Source organism: Fischerella sp. PCC 9605 (genome assembly GCF_000517105.1).
In the GTDB taxonomy this organism is placed as follows: Bacteria; Cyanobacteriota; Cyanobacteriia; order Cyanobacteriales; family Nostocaceae; genus PCC9605.
This window is the reverse complement of sequence record NZ_KI912151.1, coordinates 757,204-776,621: the sequence shown is the minus strand read 5'-3', so window position 1 is coordinate 776,621 and position 19,418 is coordinate 757,204. Positions and strand designations below refer to the sequence as shown.

The 19,418-nt window shown below is 38.7% G+C and carries 13 protein-coding genes and 2 pseudogenes; 13 read left to right on the top strand and 2 right to left on the bottom strand.

Going from position 1 to position 19,418, the window contains the following annotated elements; genetic code table 11:
- Window positions 1–165 precede the first annotated feature (165 nt).
- On the bottom strand, window positions 166–1,851 hold the full coding sequence (locus FIS9605_RS38490; protein ID WP_051470165.1) for a choice-of-anchor Q domain-containing protein: 1,686 nt from the start codon (window positions 1,849–1,851) through the stop codon (window positions 166–168).
- A 1,453-nt stretch (window positions 1,852–3,304) separates the two neighbouring features.
- On the opposite strand from FIS9605_RS38490, the gene FIS9605_RS38485 reads away from it, so the two are divergent.
- The 10 genes from FIS9605_RS38485 (at window position 3,305) to FIS9605_RS0128385 (ending at window position 16,652) form a co-directional block, all read left to right on the top strand.
- Entirely contained in the window at window positions 3,305–3,850 is a 546-nt protein-coding gene (locus tag FIS9605_RS38485; RefSeq protein ID WP_331280980.1) for a PIG-L deacetylase family protein, read from the top strand.
- Between the two features lie 27 nt (window positions 3,851–3,877).
- Window positions 3,878–4,069 (top strand): hypothetical protein, encoded by a 192-nt coding sequence (locus FIS9605_RS46445; protein ID WP_331280979.1) that lies wholly within the window; start codon window positions 3,878–3,880, stop codon window positions 4,067–4,069.
- Window positions 4,070–6,105: 2,036 nt separating this feature from the next.
- The gene (locus FIS9605_RS0128420) at window positions 6,106–6,531 is read left to right on the top strand and encodes a hypothetical protein (RefSeq protein WP_026735609.1); all 426 of its coding nucleotides are present in this window, start codon (window positions 6,106–6,108) and stop codon (window positions 6,529–6,531) included.
- A 52-nt stretch (window positions 6,532–6,583) separates the two neighbouring features.
- On the top strand, window positions 6,584–8,797 hold the full coding sequence (locus FIS9605_RS0128415) for a GumC family protein (RefSeq protein ID WP_026735608.1): 2,214 nt from the start codon (window positions 6,584–6,586) through the stop codon (window positions 8,795–8,797).
- A 204-nt stretch (window positions 8,798–9,001) separates the two neighbouring features.
- The gene (locus tag FIS9605_RS0128410) at window positions 9,002–10,321 is read left to right on the top strand and encodes a flippase (RefSeq protein WP_026735607.1); all 1,320 of its coding nucleotides are present in this window, start codon (window positions 9,002–9,004) and stop codon (window positions 10,319–10,321) included.
- Between the two features lie 214 nt (window positions 10,322–10,535).
- Complete coding sequence (locus tag FIS9605_RS0128405; protein ID WP_026735606.1) at window positions 10,536–11,807, top strand: glycosyltransferase family 4 protein; 1,272 nt, start codon at window positions 10,536–10,538, stop codon at window positions 11,805–11,807.
- 64 nt (window positions 11,808–11,871) lie between these two features.
- Window positions 11,872–13,158 carry an O-antigen ligase family protein gene (locus tag FIS9605_RS0128400; RefSeq protein ID WP_026735605.1) on the top strand — a complete coding sequence of 429 codons (1,287 nt, stop codon included), beginning with the start codon at window positions 11,872–11,874 and terminating at the stop codon, window positions 13,156–13,158.
- Window positions 13,159–13,236: 78 nt separating this feature from the next.
- A complete protein-coding gene (locus tag FIS9605_RS0128395) occupies window positions 13,237–14,130 on the top strand; it encodes a glycosyltransferase family 2 protein (RefSeq protein ID WP_026735604.1) in 894 nt (297 codons plus the stop codon).
- 244 nt (window positions 14,131–14,374) lie between these two features.
- Window positions 14,375–15,532, top strand: coding sequence for a glycosyltransferase (locus tag FIS9605_RS0128390; protein ID WP_026735603.1), 1,158 nt, complete (start codon window positions 14,375–14,377; stop codon window positions 15,530–15,532).
- A 19-nt stretch (window positions 15,533–15,551) separates the two neighbouring features.
- Window positions 15,552–16,652, top strand: coding sequence for an exostosin domain-containing protein (locus tag FIS9605_RS0128385; RefSeq protein ID WP_026735602.1), 1,101 nt, complete (start codon window positions 15,552–15,554; stop codon window positions 16,650–16,652).
- Between the two features lie 126 nt (window positions 16,653–16,778).
- On the opposite strand, the pseudogene FIS9605_RS46735 reads toward FIS9605_RS0128385, so the two are convergent.
- Window positions 16,779–16,886, bottom strand: a pseudogene (locus FIS9605_RS46735) (IS200/IS605 family transposase); the annotation flags it as partial.
- Window positions 16,887–17,087: 201 nt separating this feature from the next.
- On the opposite strand from FIS9605_RS46735, the gene FIS9605_RS0128375 reads away from it, so the two are divergent.
- The 3 genes and pseudogenes from FIS9605_RS0128375 (at window position 17,088) to FIS9605_RS40035 (ending at window position 19,418) form a co-directional block, all read left to right on the top strand.
- A complete protein-coding gene (locus tag FIS9605_RS0128375) occupies window positions 17,088–18,191 on the top strand; it encodes an exostosin domain-containing protein (protein ID WP_026735601.1) in 1,104 nt (367 codons plus the stop codon).
- Between the two features lie 18 nt (window positions 18,192–18,209).
- A pseudogene (locus FIS9605_RS45555) lies at window positions 18,210–18,487 on the top strand (IS4 family transposase); the annotation flags it as partial.
- Window positions 18,488–18,500: 13 nt separating this feature from the next.
- The gene (locus FIS9605_RS40035) at window positions 18,501–19,418 is read left to right on the top strand and encodes an FkbM family methyltransferase (protein WP_026735600.1); all 918 of its coding nucleotides are present in this window, start codon (window positions 18,501–18,503) and stop codon (window positions 19,416–19,418) included.

Here is a 19,418-nt window from a genome sequence, read left to right as displayed (position 1 = left end):
CCAATAACCAGAATATCTGAGAAGCTCATCCTAGAAAAGGAGCGATCGCCCAATTTCAAGCGTTGATCTGCTACCAATTCTATGATGCTTGCAACAGATATTCTGTTAGAGGCACGGCGTTACCGTGCCTCTACGAACAATCAAACAGTTTAAAAACTAAACTGCCTAGCCAAAGTAACTCGGTACCTTCGTAAAGTCTAATTTAGTATCTTTACCTAAGGTTGTTTTGCCGCTCGTATCCGCAATGAAGCTATTATCGCTGCCAAAAGGTTTATTCTGATGGTTAGCTGACCAATCACCACTACCGTAGTTGAGCAAGATGCGATCGCTTTGACCAGAATTTTTGTCAGCATATAAGGAGCGATCTTTACCATATCCATTTGTGAGCACGTCATCTCCCCTATTATTGGAAATAGAACCATTTCCTTGTTTAGGCAGGATTTGATTGCTGCTCCCAGTACCAGTGAGAGTATCATCCTCTGTTCCCTCAGTGATGGAAGAAGGACTCTTACTGACACCCATAACAGTAGCATTGCCACTGGAGGCTGATTTTGTCCCGAATTCAAGGGCTCCAATATCGGTGATTGCACTACCGTTGCCATCACCATCCTGTGGACGGGCATTGCCAAGTTGGTCTGTTTTGACAACACCATTGAAGGTATCGGAACCCATATCTATGGCGGGGCTTCCGGATTGGAGGGCAAAATTACCATTTTCAGGGTCTACAAATTTTGGATCTTCACCCAAGATATTTTGCAACCCCTGAGCGTTTGGATCGTCTGAAGCGCGGAATTCACCAGTTTTGTAGTTGTAGGCGAGGTTGCGATCAAAGATAACGTTTTCAGATTCCCAGACCACATTGGCACGACGATCGGGCGTCGTATACATAATATTGTTGTAACCACGCACATTCTTGGAATTGAGTGCCACAATTTCTCCAGTCCCACTCAGTTCTGGACTGCGAGAATTTTGGTAAGTGGTGTTGTTGACAATGTCCACATTGGAACTACTGTAGGCTTGAATGCCATAGCCGCCGTTTTTGTAGACAGTGTTACCTGCAATTAATGTCTTGCCGTTGTAGGGTTCACCTGTTGAATTTGCTTGGGTGTTGAGTCCATCGTCAATGATGATGCCATGTCCTTCATTAATTTTGCCTACCTCCGACCACGCGATCAGATTTTTGTTATCATGAACGACATTGTCTCGAATAATGAACTTGTAGTCATTGGTGTTGTTGTCTGTGTTTCGGCTGTAAATAATGCCTATTCCACTAGTCCCTAGAGGTGAATACCAGGAGTTTCCAGAGACGGTGTTTTTTTCGATCGTGACGTAGTCTGCTTTTTCGGCTCCAATACCCGCAGCCGTGAAGTTACGGACTTTGTTGTCGCTGATGACAATATGGTGAGAATAGCCATTTATCCCAGAGCGATCGTACGATGGAGTAATGCTAATGCCAGAGCTATTAGTGACGGGGTTATTGAAATTGTTTTGCTCTTGCCTAGCATAGTCTAATGTAACTTCATCCTTGCTGCCTTCTAAGTCAAGTCCTTCAACTTTTACGTAAGATGATCCAGCGATGTGAATTCCATTGCTGCCCTTAACTTTCAGTTTAGGCGTGTGTCCTGAGTAAGCTTTGATGGTTGTCCACTTGTCCTCTGAGCCATTCTTGTTGACAATTTCCACCAGACTTTTGTTGGGATCGCTCTGAGTGTAAGTCCCATTCATAACGTAGAGCGTATCGCCTGGTTGTAGCCGATCTACTGCTGTTTGGAGTGTTCTAAACGCGCTCGTCTCACTCAAGCCATTGTTGTTATCATTGCCTGTCCCAGAAACGAAGTACTCTTGGGCCATAATTTAACTCCTCAGGTGTGTAAGTGAAATTGGTAGCGTCCCTTCAGAAGCGAAAACCTGGAATTTGGCATTTGACCGATTGCGTAAGTCCACAACTTAAATTGCGGTTCGTTATAATTCCGCATAAATGTCGTTTACGCACAGATTAAGCATGTTCGCGTGGAACATAACTGCTTCATTTGACCAGGTTGAGAGTGAATCGAATCGTCATCTCCAGGTTCAGCAACTATCTGCTGTAGTTGTAGGAGTGATGTTTTGAACTGAACTAGATGGTTGAATTGGCATGGAAATTTATCTGAGCTTTGTTCCGTTGTCTGAGGTCAGGAGTTGCCAAATCGGCATGGATTAAGATTTATTCCTGGCTGATGACTTGGGCTTAAACTCACAGTAGTCAAAGCTGAATTGGTTGAAACTCGGTAGACTTAACCCTTTGGCTTCAGGAAACTGATATTACTACTCGGTTGAAGTTACTCAAACCTATGCAATCGAACATTAAAGACTACATTCAGCAAGAGCGAATGATAATGGTAGATACTCAAATATCGGTTTCAACTCACGATTGAAATTCACAAATCTGAAATATTTTATCTTGTGAATAGTAACTGATATCTCGCTCATTTTCAAGATATCTTTGCCTCACTCAAGCAATGCAGTAAATTTTGGAGATGATTGTCGTTCAGGTATGAGGCTGTGATTGACAAATCGCTGCAACAACCTAAGATATCTTGCCCAAGACTAAATATGATTGAGATGTTGGTCAAAACCAGAGAGTGCAAGTCAACCACAATACAACTGCCTCAGCAAGCTCACTTCTTGCCAGTTGCCGTGAGTGGGTAAATGCTCATTTAATACAGAGTTTATAGGTAAATATGATATTTTATTGCTATACGTAGAATTTTCTTATAAAATGCTCCCATACCTTGACAAAAAGAGCGTTCACATCTTTAATATAATGATTTGATATTAGTATTCCTAAGTTTAGAGAAATCGCAAATGGTTGCGTGAAAATTATTTGCACTTCCTGTTCAGAGAGTAGCGGTAAAAGTGTCTGATGCCTTGTATTCATAATGATTTCAGCCCAATGTCACCTATGCATAAAGTGTGGTTCTGCATGACGATTTTGATCTGCTTTTAAAAAAAATCTTTTGTTCCAGAAATCAAAATTAGATTTGGCTGATTGTCAGCCTTCTTGCTTCAAAGTCAAAAATCATGGCAAGAAAAACTTGAGAGTATGTGATAGCTAATCATACCAAAGAAATATTTGTATAATTAATGATTGTCATTTAAATAGAACACAACCTCACTCAGCCCTATTGGGCACCCTTGTCATTAGTAAGGAGAGGGGCAGGGAGCAAGGTTTGAATGTACCACATTCAATTAAAAACTGCTGTAGATCGAAATATTAGAGAGAAAATAATCCTAATAACTACAAAAAAGACACGCATAACGAAATATGAAAACCAGACAAATAGTTAGTAAGTTAAGAGGAATTTTCAGAGCTAAAATTCGCTCTATTAATGCTGATATGTTGTATCACTGGATTTTGTATTTTAAAAGTCAGCCAATAGCAGTTAGCCAAAAATCAGCAATGGTATTTTCTCCCCATCAGGATGATGAAACTCTGGGCTGTGGTGGAATGATTGCCCTCAAACGGTCACTAGGAGTAACTGTAGAGGTCGTCTTTCTCACCGATGGACGCTATGGCAGACCCGACTGGATTAAAGCAGAAACGATCGCAGAAATTCGCCAGCGAGAGGCTTTGAATGCCCTAGACATTCTGAGAGTTGCAAATTCTCAAACTCACTTTCTCAATCAAATAGATGGCTCTTTGCAATATCTGCTTAATGACCAACGCCAACATATAATCGATCAGTTAGCTCAAAGATTGCGATTGTTTATGCCAGAAGAGGTTTATGTTCCCCATAGAAAAGATGTTCACGGGGATCATGAGGCTACTTATCAGTTGGTCAAAGAAGCGATCGCCGCATCGGGAATCTAGGTTGAACTATTACAATATCCAATTTGGATGCTTTGGCAAAATCCACTGTATTTTGAGCTAAAGTCTGAGGATATAGCTAATGCTTACCGATTAACGATTGATTCTGTTAAAGACAGAAAAAAACAAGCTATTAAAACTTACCGTTCTCAAATTAGTATGTTACCTAGCGGCTTTTTAGAGCGTTTCTTTTTGCCTTATGAGATTTTTTTCAAAAATTGAATTTCACATACAGCGCTTTGCATATTGATTCAGTCTAGCAGGGTGTATCCTCCTTGACAACTTGCATAGCCAACTGTTTAAGATGTTTCAAAATGAAGTCACAAGCGACCTCAACAGATCAGTTACCCTGGAGTTCATACCAGTTTTAAATTTACTCCGAAACTCGCATTAACTCTTGTTTAACTTTTGATTATCAATTGCTAGTCACCAAATTTAGCAATGCCTAGCAGAGGTGAGCAAATCTCTTCCTATAGTTATAGAACTTTAGATATAAAGTAGATTGAATTGATTACCAAGTACCAAGTATCATTAATTGGCTTTATAGGTACTCTTTCAAGAATATAGATAACTGCAATCAGTTTTAAATACCATATTCTCCTTTGAAAGTATTTTTAATCTTGACATTAGCAGCCTTTAAATTAAGGGGTATCATTAATGCACAGTATATTTAATTGCATAGTAATCTTTTCAATAAATCCCGCTCTCAATTCTTAATATAAAATTAATATGTAAATAATTTAACTCTTTTTTCTTTTTTTATATGTATTATTTTTGACTGTCAATACTAGATATTCATCTGGTCAATAATTGCATCCTACTAAAGTAAGAGAAATTGGTTATGTTTGCAGAAATCTGTTTTCTTGCTAATTTATGATTTAAAGACTCTTTTGTCTGCTTTGTACAGGCGCTCCATGAACTGTTTGCAGTAATAAAATCTTGATGTAATTAGCTAGACTAAATTGCAGCAAACGCAGTAATATCAATATTTTGAAGCAGTTGAGCCTCATAAGCAAAACTACAAAGCTATTCAGCAATTTAATATTGACTAAGAGTATTTTAAGATTCTGTGAAGACTAATAATATTATTGAGCACATCTCAAAAAAAGTTATAATTTTCTAAGTAATATTTCAGACAGCAACTAGTAAAAAAACAGTTTTCACGGATTGACGTAGTTTGACTCAGTTGATTTCACCTGTGTTTTGCTCAGCAATCATGTCAAAAAATACTCTGTCAAAAGTCTGCCTTTACCTGCTATTTTCACAAATAAACGCACGCTTGCTACATATTTCATTCATTTTTTACTTAACTTACTTAATCTGCTATATTTCCACAGATTCTTGCTTGTTAGATCTACTAGACATAGCCTTGTCAAGGCTGTTAACTAGCGAAAAAACCTCAATCATACTGATTCTAAGCAATTCTGTACAAAAAGTTAAATTTTTGGTATGTATATGCTGTATGATTTATTGATTGAAAACAAAAGTATAGAGAGTTGCAAGAAATTTAGCAACTCAGTATTTAAGGGTGATGCCAATCGCAGGCTAAAAGTGCATTTATCAAATCCAAGTATAAATCCAAGCATAATGCAAAATTTAATACTCGTAACCCTGAGGAAGCTACTTACGAATAGTTTGGATAGAACTGAATTCCCGTAACTGTTAATTTTATCTAAAAAAACATAGTAGCAGAGTAAAGTGTAATACATGAGGCTTAGAGATGAATAAGGTTAGACAGGGGAATTTATCTACTGATGCAAAAAAATACCATCTACGTCTATTTAAATACTTAACTTTTATCGGCTTCTTTTGATGGCCTTGCTACAGCTACTGTTCTTTGATTTCAAAAAAAGAGCGACTAACTATATCATGAGTAACTAAAATCTTAAATGGATTAATGGAGTTGGGCTTCGATGGTCTATTTTGATCTCAGTCCCTCCAACGTAACCATCTTTGTATTTTATTGCATTGTTGCAAGTCAAGATGGTCGAGTAGCAGAGAGCGTGTAATCAAAAATCAGCAAATTTTAAAAATTCTAAACATAAATGTGGCAACTGCTTTTGCTCTCATGGGTGCTACCTCCAAAACAACTAACTTCATAAGCATTTATTCGTTGTTTTAATGTATTTAAAAGTAAAGGTCGCTTAAAAAAATCAACTAATTAATTTCCCTCACGGGGTTTGACAATTAATTTCAGTGCTTACAACCCAAACTCTAAACTCTTGTATCTTATTTACTTACCTATCAAGGAGGTCAAATTGGAAAGAAGATGTGACAGAAATCGCAAGCGTTCAAAGCGACGAGCTATCTATTGTCCAATTCATGGATGCTATCTCGATAGTGTGAGTCAAAAGTATCCTTTGTTTGCCGATCGCCCAGGACAACTCCAGCAAAGGGGCATGGGACGGCAGACAGCACTTCTTCTGGTGGCTACTAAAACTACAGTGTCTCTACAAGGAGAATGGTTAGAAGAATTCTGGTGTAAACAGTGCCAACGAACAAAATGGTATCACGTGAAAAAGTGTGGCTCTACTTATAATGTATCGGTAGCATCTCCAGAACTTTGGCAGCAAGCTATGGGAGTCATCCACCCCGAGGGCAATCCAACTGTGAGCGAATTTACTCGCAGACATGCAAGGATGCTTGGCACCAAAAGCAGCAAGGATTTCGGACTTCTCAACTAACAGATTTGCCAGTTCAATTGAATTAAAAAGTCGAATCAATCAATAATCAGCCATGATGGAATCTAGACCAAATTTTGAAGAGATAGATTTTCAAAAATACTGGCTTGTCCTGCAACGGCGCTGGGTAGCAGCAGTAGGGGTTTTTGGAACGGTTTTCACCCTTGCATTGCTATATGCACTTTCATTGAAATCCACATACAAAGCAGAGGCAAGTCTCTTAATTAAGACGAATAATACTTCCTCACTAACAGGGTTGGGCGAAGATATAGGACGACTGGAATCTCTACTTTATACAAATAGTCCCATCGATACTCAGGCAAAAATAGTTACATCTGTTCCTGTTATTGAGGAAACTATCAGAGAGCTTGACTTAAAAGATAACGAGGGTAAACCGATCAAAACCCAGGATTTAATAAAACAACTAAAAGTAGAAAGTGTTAAAGGCACAGACGTCCTGGAAATTTCGTATACAAATAAAGATCCTCAAATGGCGGCAAAGGTCGTCAATCAAGTAATTGACAATTACATCAACCAGAACGTACAGGCTAATCGGGCTGAAGCTGTCTCAGCTAGCAAGTTTATATTGGAGCAATTACCGAAAACAGAGGAAGCTGTCCAAAAAGCTGAATTTGCCCTGCGTAGATTCAGAGAGAGAAACAACGTTATTGTTCTGCAAGAAGAAGCAAACGCAGCCGTCAACACAATTTCCAAATTGGAAGATGAAATTGCTGGATCACAAGCTCAACTAGTTGATGTGACTGCTCGCTTGGAAAAGTTACAAAATCAGGCCAAAGTCAATAACCCACAGCAAGCTGTAGTCGCAGCAGACTTGAGTCAAGTGCCTGGAACTCAGCAAGTACTTGTTCAACTTCAGGAAGCGCAAGCTCAGCTGGCAGTTGAACGCAGCCGTTATTTTCCTGGACACCCTACTATTCTCAATTTAGAAGAAAAAATTGCTTCTCTCAACAGCTTGCTCAAAGAGCGGATAAATCAGGTAGCTGGTGACGATCGCCAAATCTCTGTAAGCAATTTACAGATGGGACAGGTGCGACAAAAGCTAATTGAAGATTTAGCCAGCACAGAAAAAGAACGCGTCGGTTTGGAAAAACGAATCGCTGAACTGAATAATACATTGGCTGCTTACAAACAACGCACCAAGATTTTACCTAAGCTAGAACAGACTCAACGGGAGCTAGAGCGGAAGCTGAAAGCGGCTCAAACAACTTATGAAACACTCTTGACAAGATTGCAAGAAATCAAAGTAGCAGAGAACCAAAATATTGGAAATGCTCGTATCATCTCCCCTGCCATAATACCAGAGGAGTCAAGTGGTACTCGAAAAGCTCTCATTTTGGCGGGTGGAGGAGTTTTCGGTATCTTGCTGGGAGTAATTTCTGCCTTAACTTTAGATTTGATCGATCGCTCCATTAAGACTGTTAAAGAAGCCAGAGAACTGTTTCAATACACCCTGCTGGGAGTGATTCCTAACTTGAGCAGAAATAGCAAATACAGTTCTCCTGTAGAAGGTCTAGATAGACCAATTCCCCGAGTGATTGGTAGAGACATTCCTCATTTTCCGGCTGGCGACGCATACCAAATGCTACAAGCAAATCTGAAATTTCTTTCAGATCAACAGCTAAGAGCGATCGCTGTCACCAGTTCCATCCCTAAAGAAGGCAAGTCAGAAGTTAGTGCTAATTTAGCTGTAGCAATGGCCCAAGTGGGACGTCGGGTACTGTTGATAGATGCTGATATGCGTCATCCAGTCCAACATCATATCTGGGGGCTAACTAATGCTCAGGGTTTAAGTAATGTCATTGTTGACAAAGTTCCCCTAGATTCAGTGGTGCAGGAAGTTATGCCTAATCTCTACGTTCTTACTTCTGGAGTTAGACCTCCTAATCCCGTCGCCCTACTGGATTCCCAACGCATGGCTGCATTGGTTACTACCTTTACCAGAGATTATGACTGCGTAATTTTCGATACCCCTCCCTTAGCGGGAACAGCGGATACAGCGGTTTTGGGCAAATTAACCGACGGCATCTTATTAGTAGTTCGTCCAGGAGTGGTTGATTGGAACAGCGCCAATGCGGCAAAAGAGTTTTTGACACAGTCAAGTCAGAAGGTATTGGGTATGGTCATCAACGGTGTGAATGTCAAGCGCGAACCTGACAGCTACTTCTACTACTCAAAAGAGTCAGTAGAGTTAAGTGCTGTACCTGAAAATTCTATTCTGGCTGGAAAAATTGATGAAAGACGATTATAGGGGTGATGTTTCTTGACAAAGCCGGAGCTTTTGGAGCTTCCGGCTGAATGCTGTGCGTCTAAGTTCTCAAGCAAAGGCTTCTGGATATTAGACAATCAAAAATTACGTTTATTGCTGCTTTTTTAGCAAAAATCTATGACGCTTTCTCAAACTCCTGATTAGTTGTATTAAACTATCGCTCAACGTTGAGCAGATTTGAACCTTATGCTACGTAAATTCAAAATTCCGCGGTTATCACTGTTCAAATCTCGCTCCGATTTGCGTGCGATGATTATCAATACAGGATGGCTGTTTGCTGACCGCATTCTTCGCATGGGTGCAAGCTTAGTTGTAGGAGTTTGGGTTGCACGCTACTTGGGAGCACAGCAATATGGTCTTTTCAACTACGCTTTTGCCTTTGTAGGATTATTCGGTTCGATTTCCACCCTAGGGTTAGACGACTTAGTAATTCGTCAAATTATACGTGATGCATCAACTCAAAAGGAAGTTTTAGGCACTGCTTTCAGGCTGAGATTACTGGGTGGATTTATTTCTCTATTGCTATCAGTTAGCTTCATATTATTGTTACGTCATGATGACGCGCTAACGGTAGGATTAGTATCAATTTTAGGAGTGATAAGTGTTGTTCAAGCTTTTGACATTATTGACCTGTGGTTTCAATCACAGGTGCAATCAAAGTACACAGTAGTTGCCAAAAATACAGCGTTTTTTCTCATTACCCTAGTCAAAGTTGTTCTGATTAAAATGCAAGCACCATTGGTGGCTTTCGCTTGGGTAACATTGGCAGAGTATAGCTTAGGTGCTGTGGGTTTGGCAATTGCCTACAGAATAAAAGGCTACTCACTTTTGTTGTGGCGTTGGAGTTTTCCACTGGCTAAGGCTCTCCTCAAGGAAAGTTGGCCTTTGATTTTTTCCAATTTCGCAATCTTAATTTACATGAAAATTGACCAAATTATGCTGGGGGAAATGATTGGTGATGGGGCTGTTGGTATTTACTCGGCTGCGGTTCGTATTTCGGAGATTTGGTATTTTTTGCCGATGGCAATCACCTCTTCTGTCTCTCCTTCAATTTTTGCAGCCAAAGAAACTAGTGAAGTTTTCTACTATCGGCGGATAGGACAATTACTTCGTCTGCTGGTTTTGCTTGCGATTGTAATTGCGGTGCCAATGACATTTCTGTCACAAACAGTCATTACGATGCTATTTGGTAACGGCTATTTAGGTGCAGGATCGGTTTTAGCAATTCATATCTGGGCTTCCTTGTTCGTCTTCATGAGTGTGGCAACATCACCCTGGTATGTTGCAGAGGGCTTGACTCGCCTTTCTATGTACAAAAGTTTTACTGGAGCTACTTCTAATGTACTTTTAAACCTATTTCTGATTCCTGCCTACGGTGAAGTTGGTGCGGCGATCGCCACAGTCATCTCTTATGGATTAGCTGAATTGTTCATCAATGCCACTCATCCCAAGACAAAGAAAATATTTAAGCTTCAGCTGAAATCTTTTCTACTTCTTTGGTCATAATTAATCGATCTATCCTAGTAGAAGCAATCATGTGAAAGAGAGAGACAATTATTTGAAAACAATGATTGTGTGCCTCATTTATTGATAAAAATTACTTGAAAAATATAGATTATGATACCCATATTTCTATCTCTAGACAACATATTTTTTTCTAACATAGGCGAACAAATTTCAGTTACGAGTTTTCACACTATCATCTTTGCTGGGGTTGGGAATGAAAGTTTTGCACATAAGCACGAGTGATACCAATGGTGGTGCAGCTCGTGCTACCTATCGCTTGCACAAAGGATTACGTAAAATTGGTGTAAACTCGCAGATGCTAGTGCAAGAAAAATCTAGTGATGACAAAACGGTTTTTGCACCTGAGATTAGACTGTTTCAAGGTATAGCACGGGCAAAGCTGACATTTGAAGCCTTACCATTAAAGCTTTATCCTCAGCGCGCTCAAACTACGTTTTCTCTCCAGTGGCTACCAGATACAATTGTTTCTAAAGTTACTCAGATTGCTCCAGACATCATAAATCTGCATTGGATTAGTGGAGGATTTATGCAGATAGAAACAATTACTAAGCTGCAACGTCCTTTAGTCTGGACTCTTCATGATATGTGGGCATTTACGGGAGGGTGTCATTGCAATGGGGACTGCGATCGCTATCAAGCATCCTGTGGTGGTTGTCCCATGCTTGGTAGTCAAAAAGATAGGGATTTATCCCGATGGATATGGCAGCGCAAAGCTAAAGCTTGGAAAAATCTAAATTTAACAATTGTTTCGCCTAGTTCTTGGCTAGCCAAATGTGCCAGTTCTAGTTCCCTTTTCCAAAATTTACGCATAGAAGTAATTCCTAATGGTCTTGATACTCAAAAGTACAGACCAATTAACCAACGTATAGCACGAGAAATACTAAACTTACCCCAAGATAAACACCTCATTCTATTTGGAGCAATCCAGGCCACTAGCGATAAGAGAAAAGGATTTCATCTGTTACAAGCAGCTTTGAAAGAGCTAAGCAAAGCTGAATGGAAAGATAGATTGGAGATAGTTATTTTTGGTGCCTCTCAACCAGAAAAGCCACCTGATTTAGCCTTCAATACCCATTATTTGGGACACCTCTATGACGATATCACTTTGGCAACTGCTTACTCAGCAGCTGATGTGATGGTTGTGCCATCTTTTCAGGAAGCTTTTGGACAAACCGCCTCTGAGTCTCTAGCGTGTGGAACTCCAGTTGTAGCATTTAATGCTACTGGCTTAAAAGATATTGTTGACCACCAATACAATGGTTATTTAGCTAAGCCCTATGAAGTTGATGATTTAGCAAAAGGAATTGCCTGGGTAATAGAAAATCAGGAAAGACACCAAAAGCTTTCTCACCATGCCCGTGAACAAGCACAGCAAAAATTTTTAATTGATACTATAGCACGTCGCTACTTCAATCTTTTTGAAGATCTTCATGTTAAACATGTTTCTCACAAAAGTAGTGCTTAAAGAGAAAAAATAGATCAACCATCATAGTCAAATGTAACTATCTGGAAAATAGAAGGGGCATAAATTGCAGAAGCAAATAGTTCGAGAATTATTCCAAATTTTAGAGTTGGGCGGAGTGATATTATTATTTGTGTTTGCCCTAGGTATTGTTTTACCTGCTCCGCTGCCAACTATTCTCAACGTTGCAAGTTATGGAATTTTGCTCTTATTAATTATTGGCAGGTGGAAGCATTTTGCTTATGTTATTACAACAGATAAATCTTTACTGCTCTTAGTTGTATTTACTGTATTTTCAATTTTATGGTCTGAGGGTGAATCGGTTGTAGACGCTGCCAGGGGAATGATACGCACAACTATCTTTGGGGCGTATTTAGCTATGCGATACACTTCAAGAGAACAAATGCGTTTGTTGAGTTGGGTTTTTTTGATAGCAATAGTGCTCAGCCTAGCTGCAGGTACATTTTTACCATCATATGGCACTCATGTTGTTAATGGAGTTTCATCTTGGCGAGGAGTTTTTAGCCACAAACAGGATTTAGGCCGCTTTATGAGTTTTGCGGCTTCACTGTTCCTCATTAGCGCACTTGACAAACATAGTCGCTGGCTTGCTGCAATTGGTTTAGCAGGTACACTTGTTTTAGTCAAGCTCTCAAATAGCGCCACAGGCTTGTTAACATTTGTATTCTCGTTATCCATATTGCCTTTTTACGCAATTGTTAGACAACGCACATACAGAGCATTTCATCTGGCTGTGGCATTATTACTAAGCAGCATTGCCGCTATTGTAGTCACAGTAAACATACAAACTATAGTAGTTGATTACCTAGGAAAGGATATGGAATTTAATGGGCGTACACCCATATGGAATTTAGTTATTGAGAAAGGGTTAGAAAGACCATTTTTAGGATATGGATATGCTGGCTTTTGGTCTTCTGATGCTGCCGATGAGGTGTTAAGTCGTACATGGTTAGGAATGGTAGAAGAGAAAGGTGACAATGTAGACTCTGGAAAGAAACAATCAAGAGGCATTTCTCATAATGGTTTTTTAGACCTGTTTTTACAGCTTGGTTTATCAGGGTTGATACTGTTTATATTTAATCTGAGCATGCTGTTTGCTAGAGTATTTATTCTTGTCTTTGCTACTAGGAATTTAGAATACTTCTGGATGATTGTATTTATTGGAATTAATTTAGTAACTAATATAAGTGACAGTTTAACGATACTTGAGGCTAACAACATCTTTTGGGTCGTTTATGTATCTGTAGCACTATCATCATCTTTAGAACTAGGTCGGTTACGAAGAAAACACAAACAGATGAAAAATTCAGGAAATTTAACAGTAGCTACATAGAAATTTAAACTACTTCATTTGAAAAACGTAAAGATATTTTTGTGAAGAAAACATATATTTAACTTGCGGAGAAATAACATGGATTGTTTCAAGTTAGCAGTGCTAATTACCTGTTACAACCGACGCGATAAAACCTTGACATGTTTACAAGCGCTTTATCAACAGCATGTCAATTTTGATGTCTATCTGGTGGATGATGGTTGCTCTGATGGCACATCGGATGCAGTCAAGCAAAATTATCCAGCAGTGAAAATTATTAAGGGTAATGGAAACCTCTTCTGGGTAGGAGGAATGCGGTTAGCATTTGCCGCAGCTCTTCAAAAGGGTTACGACTACTATCTTTGGCTGAATGACGACACTCTAATTGATCCGAATGCACTTACCGAACTACTAAATCACCATTGTCACCTTACACAACAAGGTCATCCTGATTCCATAATTGTTGGTTCAACTCGAGATCCATTGACAGGCAAACCAACTTATGGCGGTGCTATGCGCTCAAAGCGCTGGTACTCAAATAAGTATGAGTTTGTAGAGTCAACTCAGCAATTTCAAGAGTGCGATACGATGTATGGCAATTGCGTACTCATTCCCCGTTCCGTTGCAGAGAAAGTAGGTAATTTAGATGCTGCTTTCATCCATACATTAGGAGATTTAGATTATGGACTGAGAGCGCGGAAACTGGGGTGTTCTGTATGGATAGCACCTGGTTATATAGGTACTTGCTCTAAAAACTCTGTTCGCGGTAGTTGGGTAGATACGAAGCTTCCTATTCATGAGCGCTTAAGGAAACTGCTTCAACCCAAAGGTTATCCAATCAAAGCATGGACTGTTTTTACCAAGCGCCATTCTGGCCCATTCTGGTTCATTTATTGGTTCTTGCCATATCTACGTGCAGTAATTGGTTACAGAGATTTGAGCGCGTCCCCTGCTTTTTGCGAGGAAATAAAACAACAAACTTCAAAGCCATAATTTTATAAATTCACAATTCTAATTTCATTAGTGACTCATACTAATAGAAGATTAGCCGAGATGACTAATTGGTAAACCTGTTTTGCAATCCTTTGGACTATCACAACTAATATTTTTTAAAACTTAAGTCTGATTGAGTTCAGATAAGGCAGTGTATAACAGCTTTTCCTGACATAAACTTGAAATCTTAATCACCTTGTGGATGAAATCGAGTTAGTTGAGCACATGTATCAACAAATATGTTATGAGTAAACGCTTATTAATTGTTTCCACCCTTGATTCCAGTCAACCATTCGGTTCTTTTGCAAGACCATTCTATCTAGGACAATATCTAGTTAAATATTTTGAGGTTTGTCAGGTTGGTTTAGATTGTTCAGCTGTGAACTACACACCTTCTGTGTCGATTGGCTCAAGAAGTTTGCTTGCATATATTAAGGTACTTCAAAAGTATGTAGACGAGTTTCATCCAGATGTCGTGTATGCACAAGAAACGCTACCTGGATTGGCATCTGTTATTGCGTTGACACTTAGAAAACAGAAGAATTGCTCTGTTGTATTGGATTTTCATACTTTTTCTGCCAATGAATATTGGAGTCGCTTGTCTTCTGTTGCCAATCCATTAAAGGAATTTCTGCTCTTTATTAAGACATATATTGCTCAGGGAGTACTAGTATTATCTGGTAATCCCATTATTGCTGCAGGTGAATCAACTCCCAGGCTGATCTCACAATGGTATGGCAGGAAACCCAACAAAATTTACTGTATAGGCAATGGTGTTGCTGAAGACCTACTGAACGAACAGTTTACTCCTACTACAGACCCGTATCTAGAATTACGACCAGCCAAGATAGTAGTAGTTGTTGCTCCTAAAACTTTTCAGTTTCCAAGCAATGATATGTCTGTATTAATGGCTATCGAAGTTGCTAAACACCTTGAATCTCATCATCAAAATATTCACTTTGTGGTGATTGGTCGTGATGTTAGCGATGTTGACCAACCATTACCAGCAAATATGACTTTTGTTGGTTTCTTGCCAGAGCGAAAAGATTTTGTTAAATATCTCAAAAATGCAGATATAGGTCTTCTACCATTTCCAAAGCAAGCTGTTGCAGGTGGAGCTCGCAATAAAGCATTAGATTATTTCGCCAGCAAAAAATTAGTTATCTCAACTCCAGAGGGTTTAAGGGGGCTAGAAGAATTCCGTAATCTAGAGCATCTTATTGTTACAGGATACTCGACTGTAGAGGTGGCTGATGCCATACTAGACGCAGCCTCTAACTTGGATAAATATCAGCCACTTGTAGAAACAGCATATGCTCTAATTAAGGAAAAATATTCTTGGTATGCAAAAGCACAAGCAGTTGCTGAAATTTTGCAAGAGACAGGGGCATTGATCAAATGAAGTTACGATTGATGCATTGATGAAACTAAAGTTATTTTCAGATCCGCGTTATCTTCCTGAAGGAGTTTATCCTGTTACTCTCATCCAACCTTTTTGGTCAGAATATACAGAAAAATTTCACTTAGAAAACCGAGAGTATTATATTCCTCCTTGGGATAAGTTGATCTCTAATTATGCAAAAATAAGTGACTCTTTGTTTGAAATTACTTCGTTAAAAGAAGCAGATTTTGCTGTTTTACCTTTTGACTGGTTACACGTCTCAGGGAACACATGGACAGCTAAGACAAATAAATCAGCATATGCTTTAGCTATTGAGTTTGTCCAAATGGTTAAGCAAGCTGAAAAACCAATTATTATTTTCTATTGCGGCGATCGCTCCCATGAATACATTCCCATTCAGGATGCTTTTATTTTTCGTCAGTCCCTCATAGGCGCTAGAAGGCAGTCTAATGAATTTGTCATGACTGCACTATACGAAGACTTGGTTGAATATTACCAAGAAAATAAATTAACTATACGCCAGAAGCAACAAAAGCCTGTTGTGGGATTTGATGGTTGTGCCGATCAAGGCAATTGGTCAATAAAGTTTAAGGATTTAATTCGTCAAGGAGTAATGCTGGCAAGTGGTGGAGAAACTTTTCCCCCCTATGAAGGACATCGCTTGCGAAACCAAGCTTTAAAGTATTTTAGCAATAGCCCTTTAGTTGAAACCAATTTTAAAATTCGCGACAAAATGGCATTTTTTGAAGCTAAAGAACCTGAGGAAAAGCTGAAAGTGCGTCTTGAATACGTGCAAAATATGGCTGAGAGTGACTATATACTTTGCTGTCGTGGTCGAGGAAACTTTTCTCTCAGATTTTATGAAACATTGTGTTGTGGACGCATTCCGATCTTTGTTGATACTGATTGTGCTTTACCTTATGACTTCAGAATTGACTGGAAAAAATATTGTGTTTGGATAGACACAAAAGACTTGCCACAGATTGCTGAGAAAGTGGCAGAGTTTCACAATCAACTTTCACCAGAGCAATTCATAGAACTGCAATATGAGTGTAGGCAAGTATGGAAAGATTGGTTATCTTATGAAGGATTCTTTGCCAACTTATGGCAGCATTTTTAGCTTTTCTCGGTAGAAGGTTCACACCGTCCCGTAAGGGCGGTGTTGGGATGAAGACTCGGAGGTGACAAAATTAAATTCAATTACTTAACAGCCCCATTTTTAGGAAATAGAATTAATTGACTACAACATACGAGTAAGTATTGTAGGTGTGATAACTTTTCTTCGATACTTGGTGGTTACAACCAAGTGAGCCTTCAAATCAGAAATCGACCTAACTATTGATTTGTAATTCATCGCATTGCTTGGAAATTTGGTGAAGTTCGGCAGTGACTTCATCTAAGTCATTTACCTTGTTTAAAAGCCTGGCTTTTGATGTGTCCAGTCTGTTATCGCTTCCAACAAGTCTTCAAAAGATAAGCCTTTTTGATTCAAAAATTTGATGATTTCCTCCATGAATTTAACAAATGTCTCTAGACTGAAAAAACAAAAGTAGTTATGAAATTAAAGATATTTTCAGATTTCCAGTACCTGCCCAAAGCTTCACGCCCTGTCACCATACTTCAACCCTTTTGGTCTTCCCCTTCTGAAAATGATGTAGCTCCTTGGTCGAAGTCTGTAGTTCATTATGCAAACATAAGTCACTCTTTGTTTGAAATAACCTCACTAGAAAAGGCAGACTTTGCCATTTTACCTTTTGACTGGTTAGATGTTAGAGGAAATACATGGACTGCTAAAATTAATAGCTCGGTCATGTCCTTAGGAATTCAGTTTGCAGAAATAGTGCAGCAAGCAAAAAAGCCATTGGTTGTCTTTTTTGCTAGCGATTGTTCACATGAAGAAATTCCTATTAAAGATGCTTTCGTATTCCGTCAATCGCTATTAGCTTCTAAAAGGCGACCTGGTGACTTCGCCATGAATGCAGTTTATGAAGACTTGATTGAGCACTATCATGAAAATGAGCTTCCCATTCGCAAAAAAAGAGCAAAGCCCGTCGTTGGGTTTAATGGTTATGCCCACAAATCTACTTGGAATGTCAAACTTAAGGAACTTATCCATAAGGGTGTAATGCTGAAAAATGGTGGAACATCCTTTTCACCATATAGAGGACACAAGCTACGAATGGAGGCTATAGAGTATCTAAGCAAAAGTTCAGAAATTGAGACAAACTTTGTAGTTCGAGAAAATATGGCATTCTTTGAAGCCAACGATCTACAGCAAAAGCTGAAACTACGTCTGGAATATGTACGTAATATTGTAGATAGCGATTATATTCTCTGCTGTCGTGGTCGGGGAAACTTTTCAATACGACTGTTTGAAGCGCTATGCTGTGGACGCATTCCAATTTTCATTGATACAGATTGTGTTTTACCCTATGACTTTAAAATTGATTGGAAAAAGTATTGCGTTTGGGTAGATAGTAAAGATTTACCGCAGATTGCACAGAGAGTTGTTGAGTTTCACAATAATCTTTCACCTCAAGAATTTTTAGATTTACAGTATGAGTGTCGGAAGCTATGGAAAGAGTGCTTATCCACCGAAGGATTTTTAACTAACTTTTGGCAGCATTTTCAAGAAAATACTTTCAAAATAATGATGTGAAATCTGCTATGAGGCATTCTAATGTTATTGATCGCGATCGCATAGACTTTTGCCACAATCCAAGGTAAACCAATTAAGCGTAAAGGAATACAAAAATATATCGATCAAATCAAAGAATATGGTCGTGTTGAACGAAGATATGAGCAGTTTTTATATTGGCTTGTCTGGTCAAAATTTGGTCAATTTTAGGCAATATTGTATGGAATTTAGTAGCTGAGCTAATGAAATTTAATCCCAAAAAACATAAGTATTATCAACTAGGTCTGAGGTTTGTAGAGTCAATGTTTAACCTATAAATGGGGAAAATTTATGATCGAGCAATTTCAGCTTTTTTCGTACCTATTGTTACGAGCAATTTTTCGTGCTTTTGGTTATCTTTATCCTTTCTATTCTGGTGGAGGAAAGTTTACTCAACTTTCATTATTTACATATGCTTCACCGCATCAACCATGTCAAGTGAATTTGAAAAATGGAAGAAAATTATGGCTGAATCCAGCAGAATATTTTGGTAGAACAGTTTACTATTTTCTGGATTATGACCGTAAAATAACTTTCTTTTGCCGAAAGTTACTTGAGAAGGGAGATATATTATTAGATATAGGTGCAAATATCGGTGTAATATCCTTAAACTGTGCAGATATTTTGCAAGCAGGAGGTCAGATCCACTTATTTGAACCAAATCCGGAACTGATTGAATATCTGCAAAAAACCATAGCAACTAATGAAATAGATAATCTCATTCTTCATCCTTATGGATTATCAGATCAAGATGGAATCGCTGAACTCCATATTGACGATGGGAATATTTCTCGTGCCTCAATATCCAGAATTATTCCGGGCGAAAAAATTTGTATAGAAATCAAAGATTCAGCACAAGTTTTTACCCAGATATTGAAAAATAGTGATGCGCCCTATTTAATAAAAATAGATGTTGAAGGGTATGAACCTGTTATTTTGAATAGAGTCAAAGACATTCTCGGATCAAGAAAACCTAAAGCAATTATTTTTGAATTCAATGAAGATGTTAAAAATAGTGAAGAAGCCTCCATTTTTCATCTCCTCAAACAGATGGATATGGTCATTTATTTTATTCGCCGTGGGGCACTAATTAGACCTTCATTAGAACTTCTTCCTGAAAAATTTGATATACCTCCTAGCACTGACTACATAGCGATTGACCAATCCAATATAAATTGGTTGAGCAAAAGAGTCAAAATCAAATGTTAA

Coding starts and splice junctions, on each gene's coding strand:
- FIS9605_RS38490 (WP_051470165.1), bottom strand. CDS start 1,851: ATGGCCCAAGAGTACTTCGTTTCTGGGACAGGCAATGATAACAACAAT.
- FIS9605_RS0128405 (WP_026735606.1), top strand. CDS start 10,536: ATGAAAGTTTTGCACATAAGCACGAGTGATACCAATGGTGGTGCAGCT.
- FIS9605_RS0128390 (WP_026735603.1), top strand. CDS start 14,375: ATGAGTAAACGCTTATTAATTGTTTCCACCCTTGATTCCAGTCAACCA.
- FIS9605_RS0128410 (WP_026735607.1), top strand. CDS start 9,002: ATGCTACGTAAATTCAAAATTCCGCGGTTATCACTGTTCAAATCTCGC.
- FIS9605_RS0128375 (WP_026735601.1), top strand. CDS start 17,088: ATGAAATTAAAGATATTTTCAGATTTCCAGTACCTGCCCAAAGCTTCA.
- FIS9605_RS0128385 (WP_026735602.1), top strand. CDS start 15,552: ATGAAACTAAAGTTATTTTCAGATCCGCGTTATCTTCCTGAAGGAGTT.
- FIS9605_RS0128395 (WP_026735604.1), top strand. CDS start 13,237: ATGGATTGTTTCAAGTTAGCAGTGCTAATTACCTGTTACAACCGACGC.
- FIS9605_RS40035 (WP_026735600.1), top strand. CDS start 18,501: ATGATCGAGCAATTTCAGCTTTTTTCGTACCTATTGTTACGAGCAATT.
- FIS9605_RS0128415 (WP_026735608.1), top strand. CDS start 6,584: ATGATGGAATCTAGACCAAATTTTGAAGAGATAGATTTTCAAAAATAC.
- FIS9605_RS46445 (WP_331280979.1), top strand. CDS start 3,878: ATGCTTTGGCAAAATCCACTGTATTTTGAGCTAAAGTCTGAGGATATA.
- FIS9605_RS38485 (WP_331280980.1), top strand. CDS start 3,305: ATGAAAACCAGACAAATAGTTAGTAAGTTAAGAGGAATTTTCAGAGCT.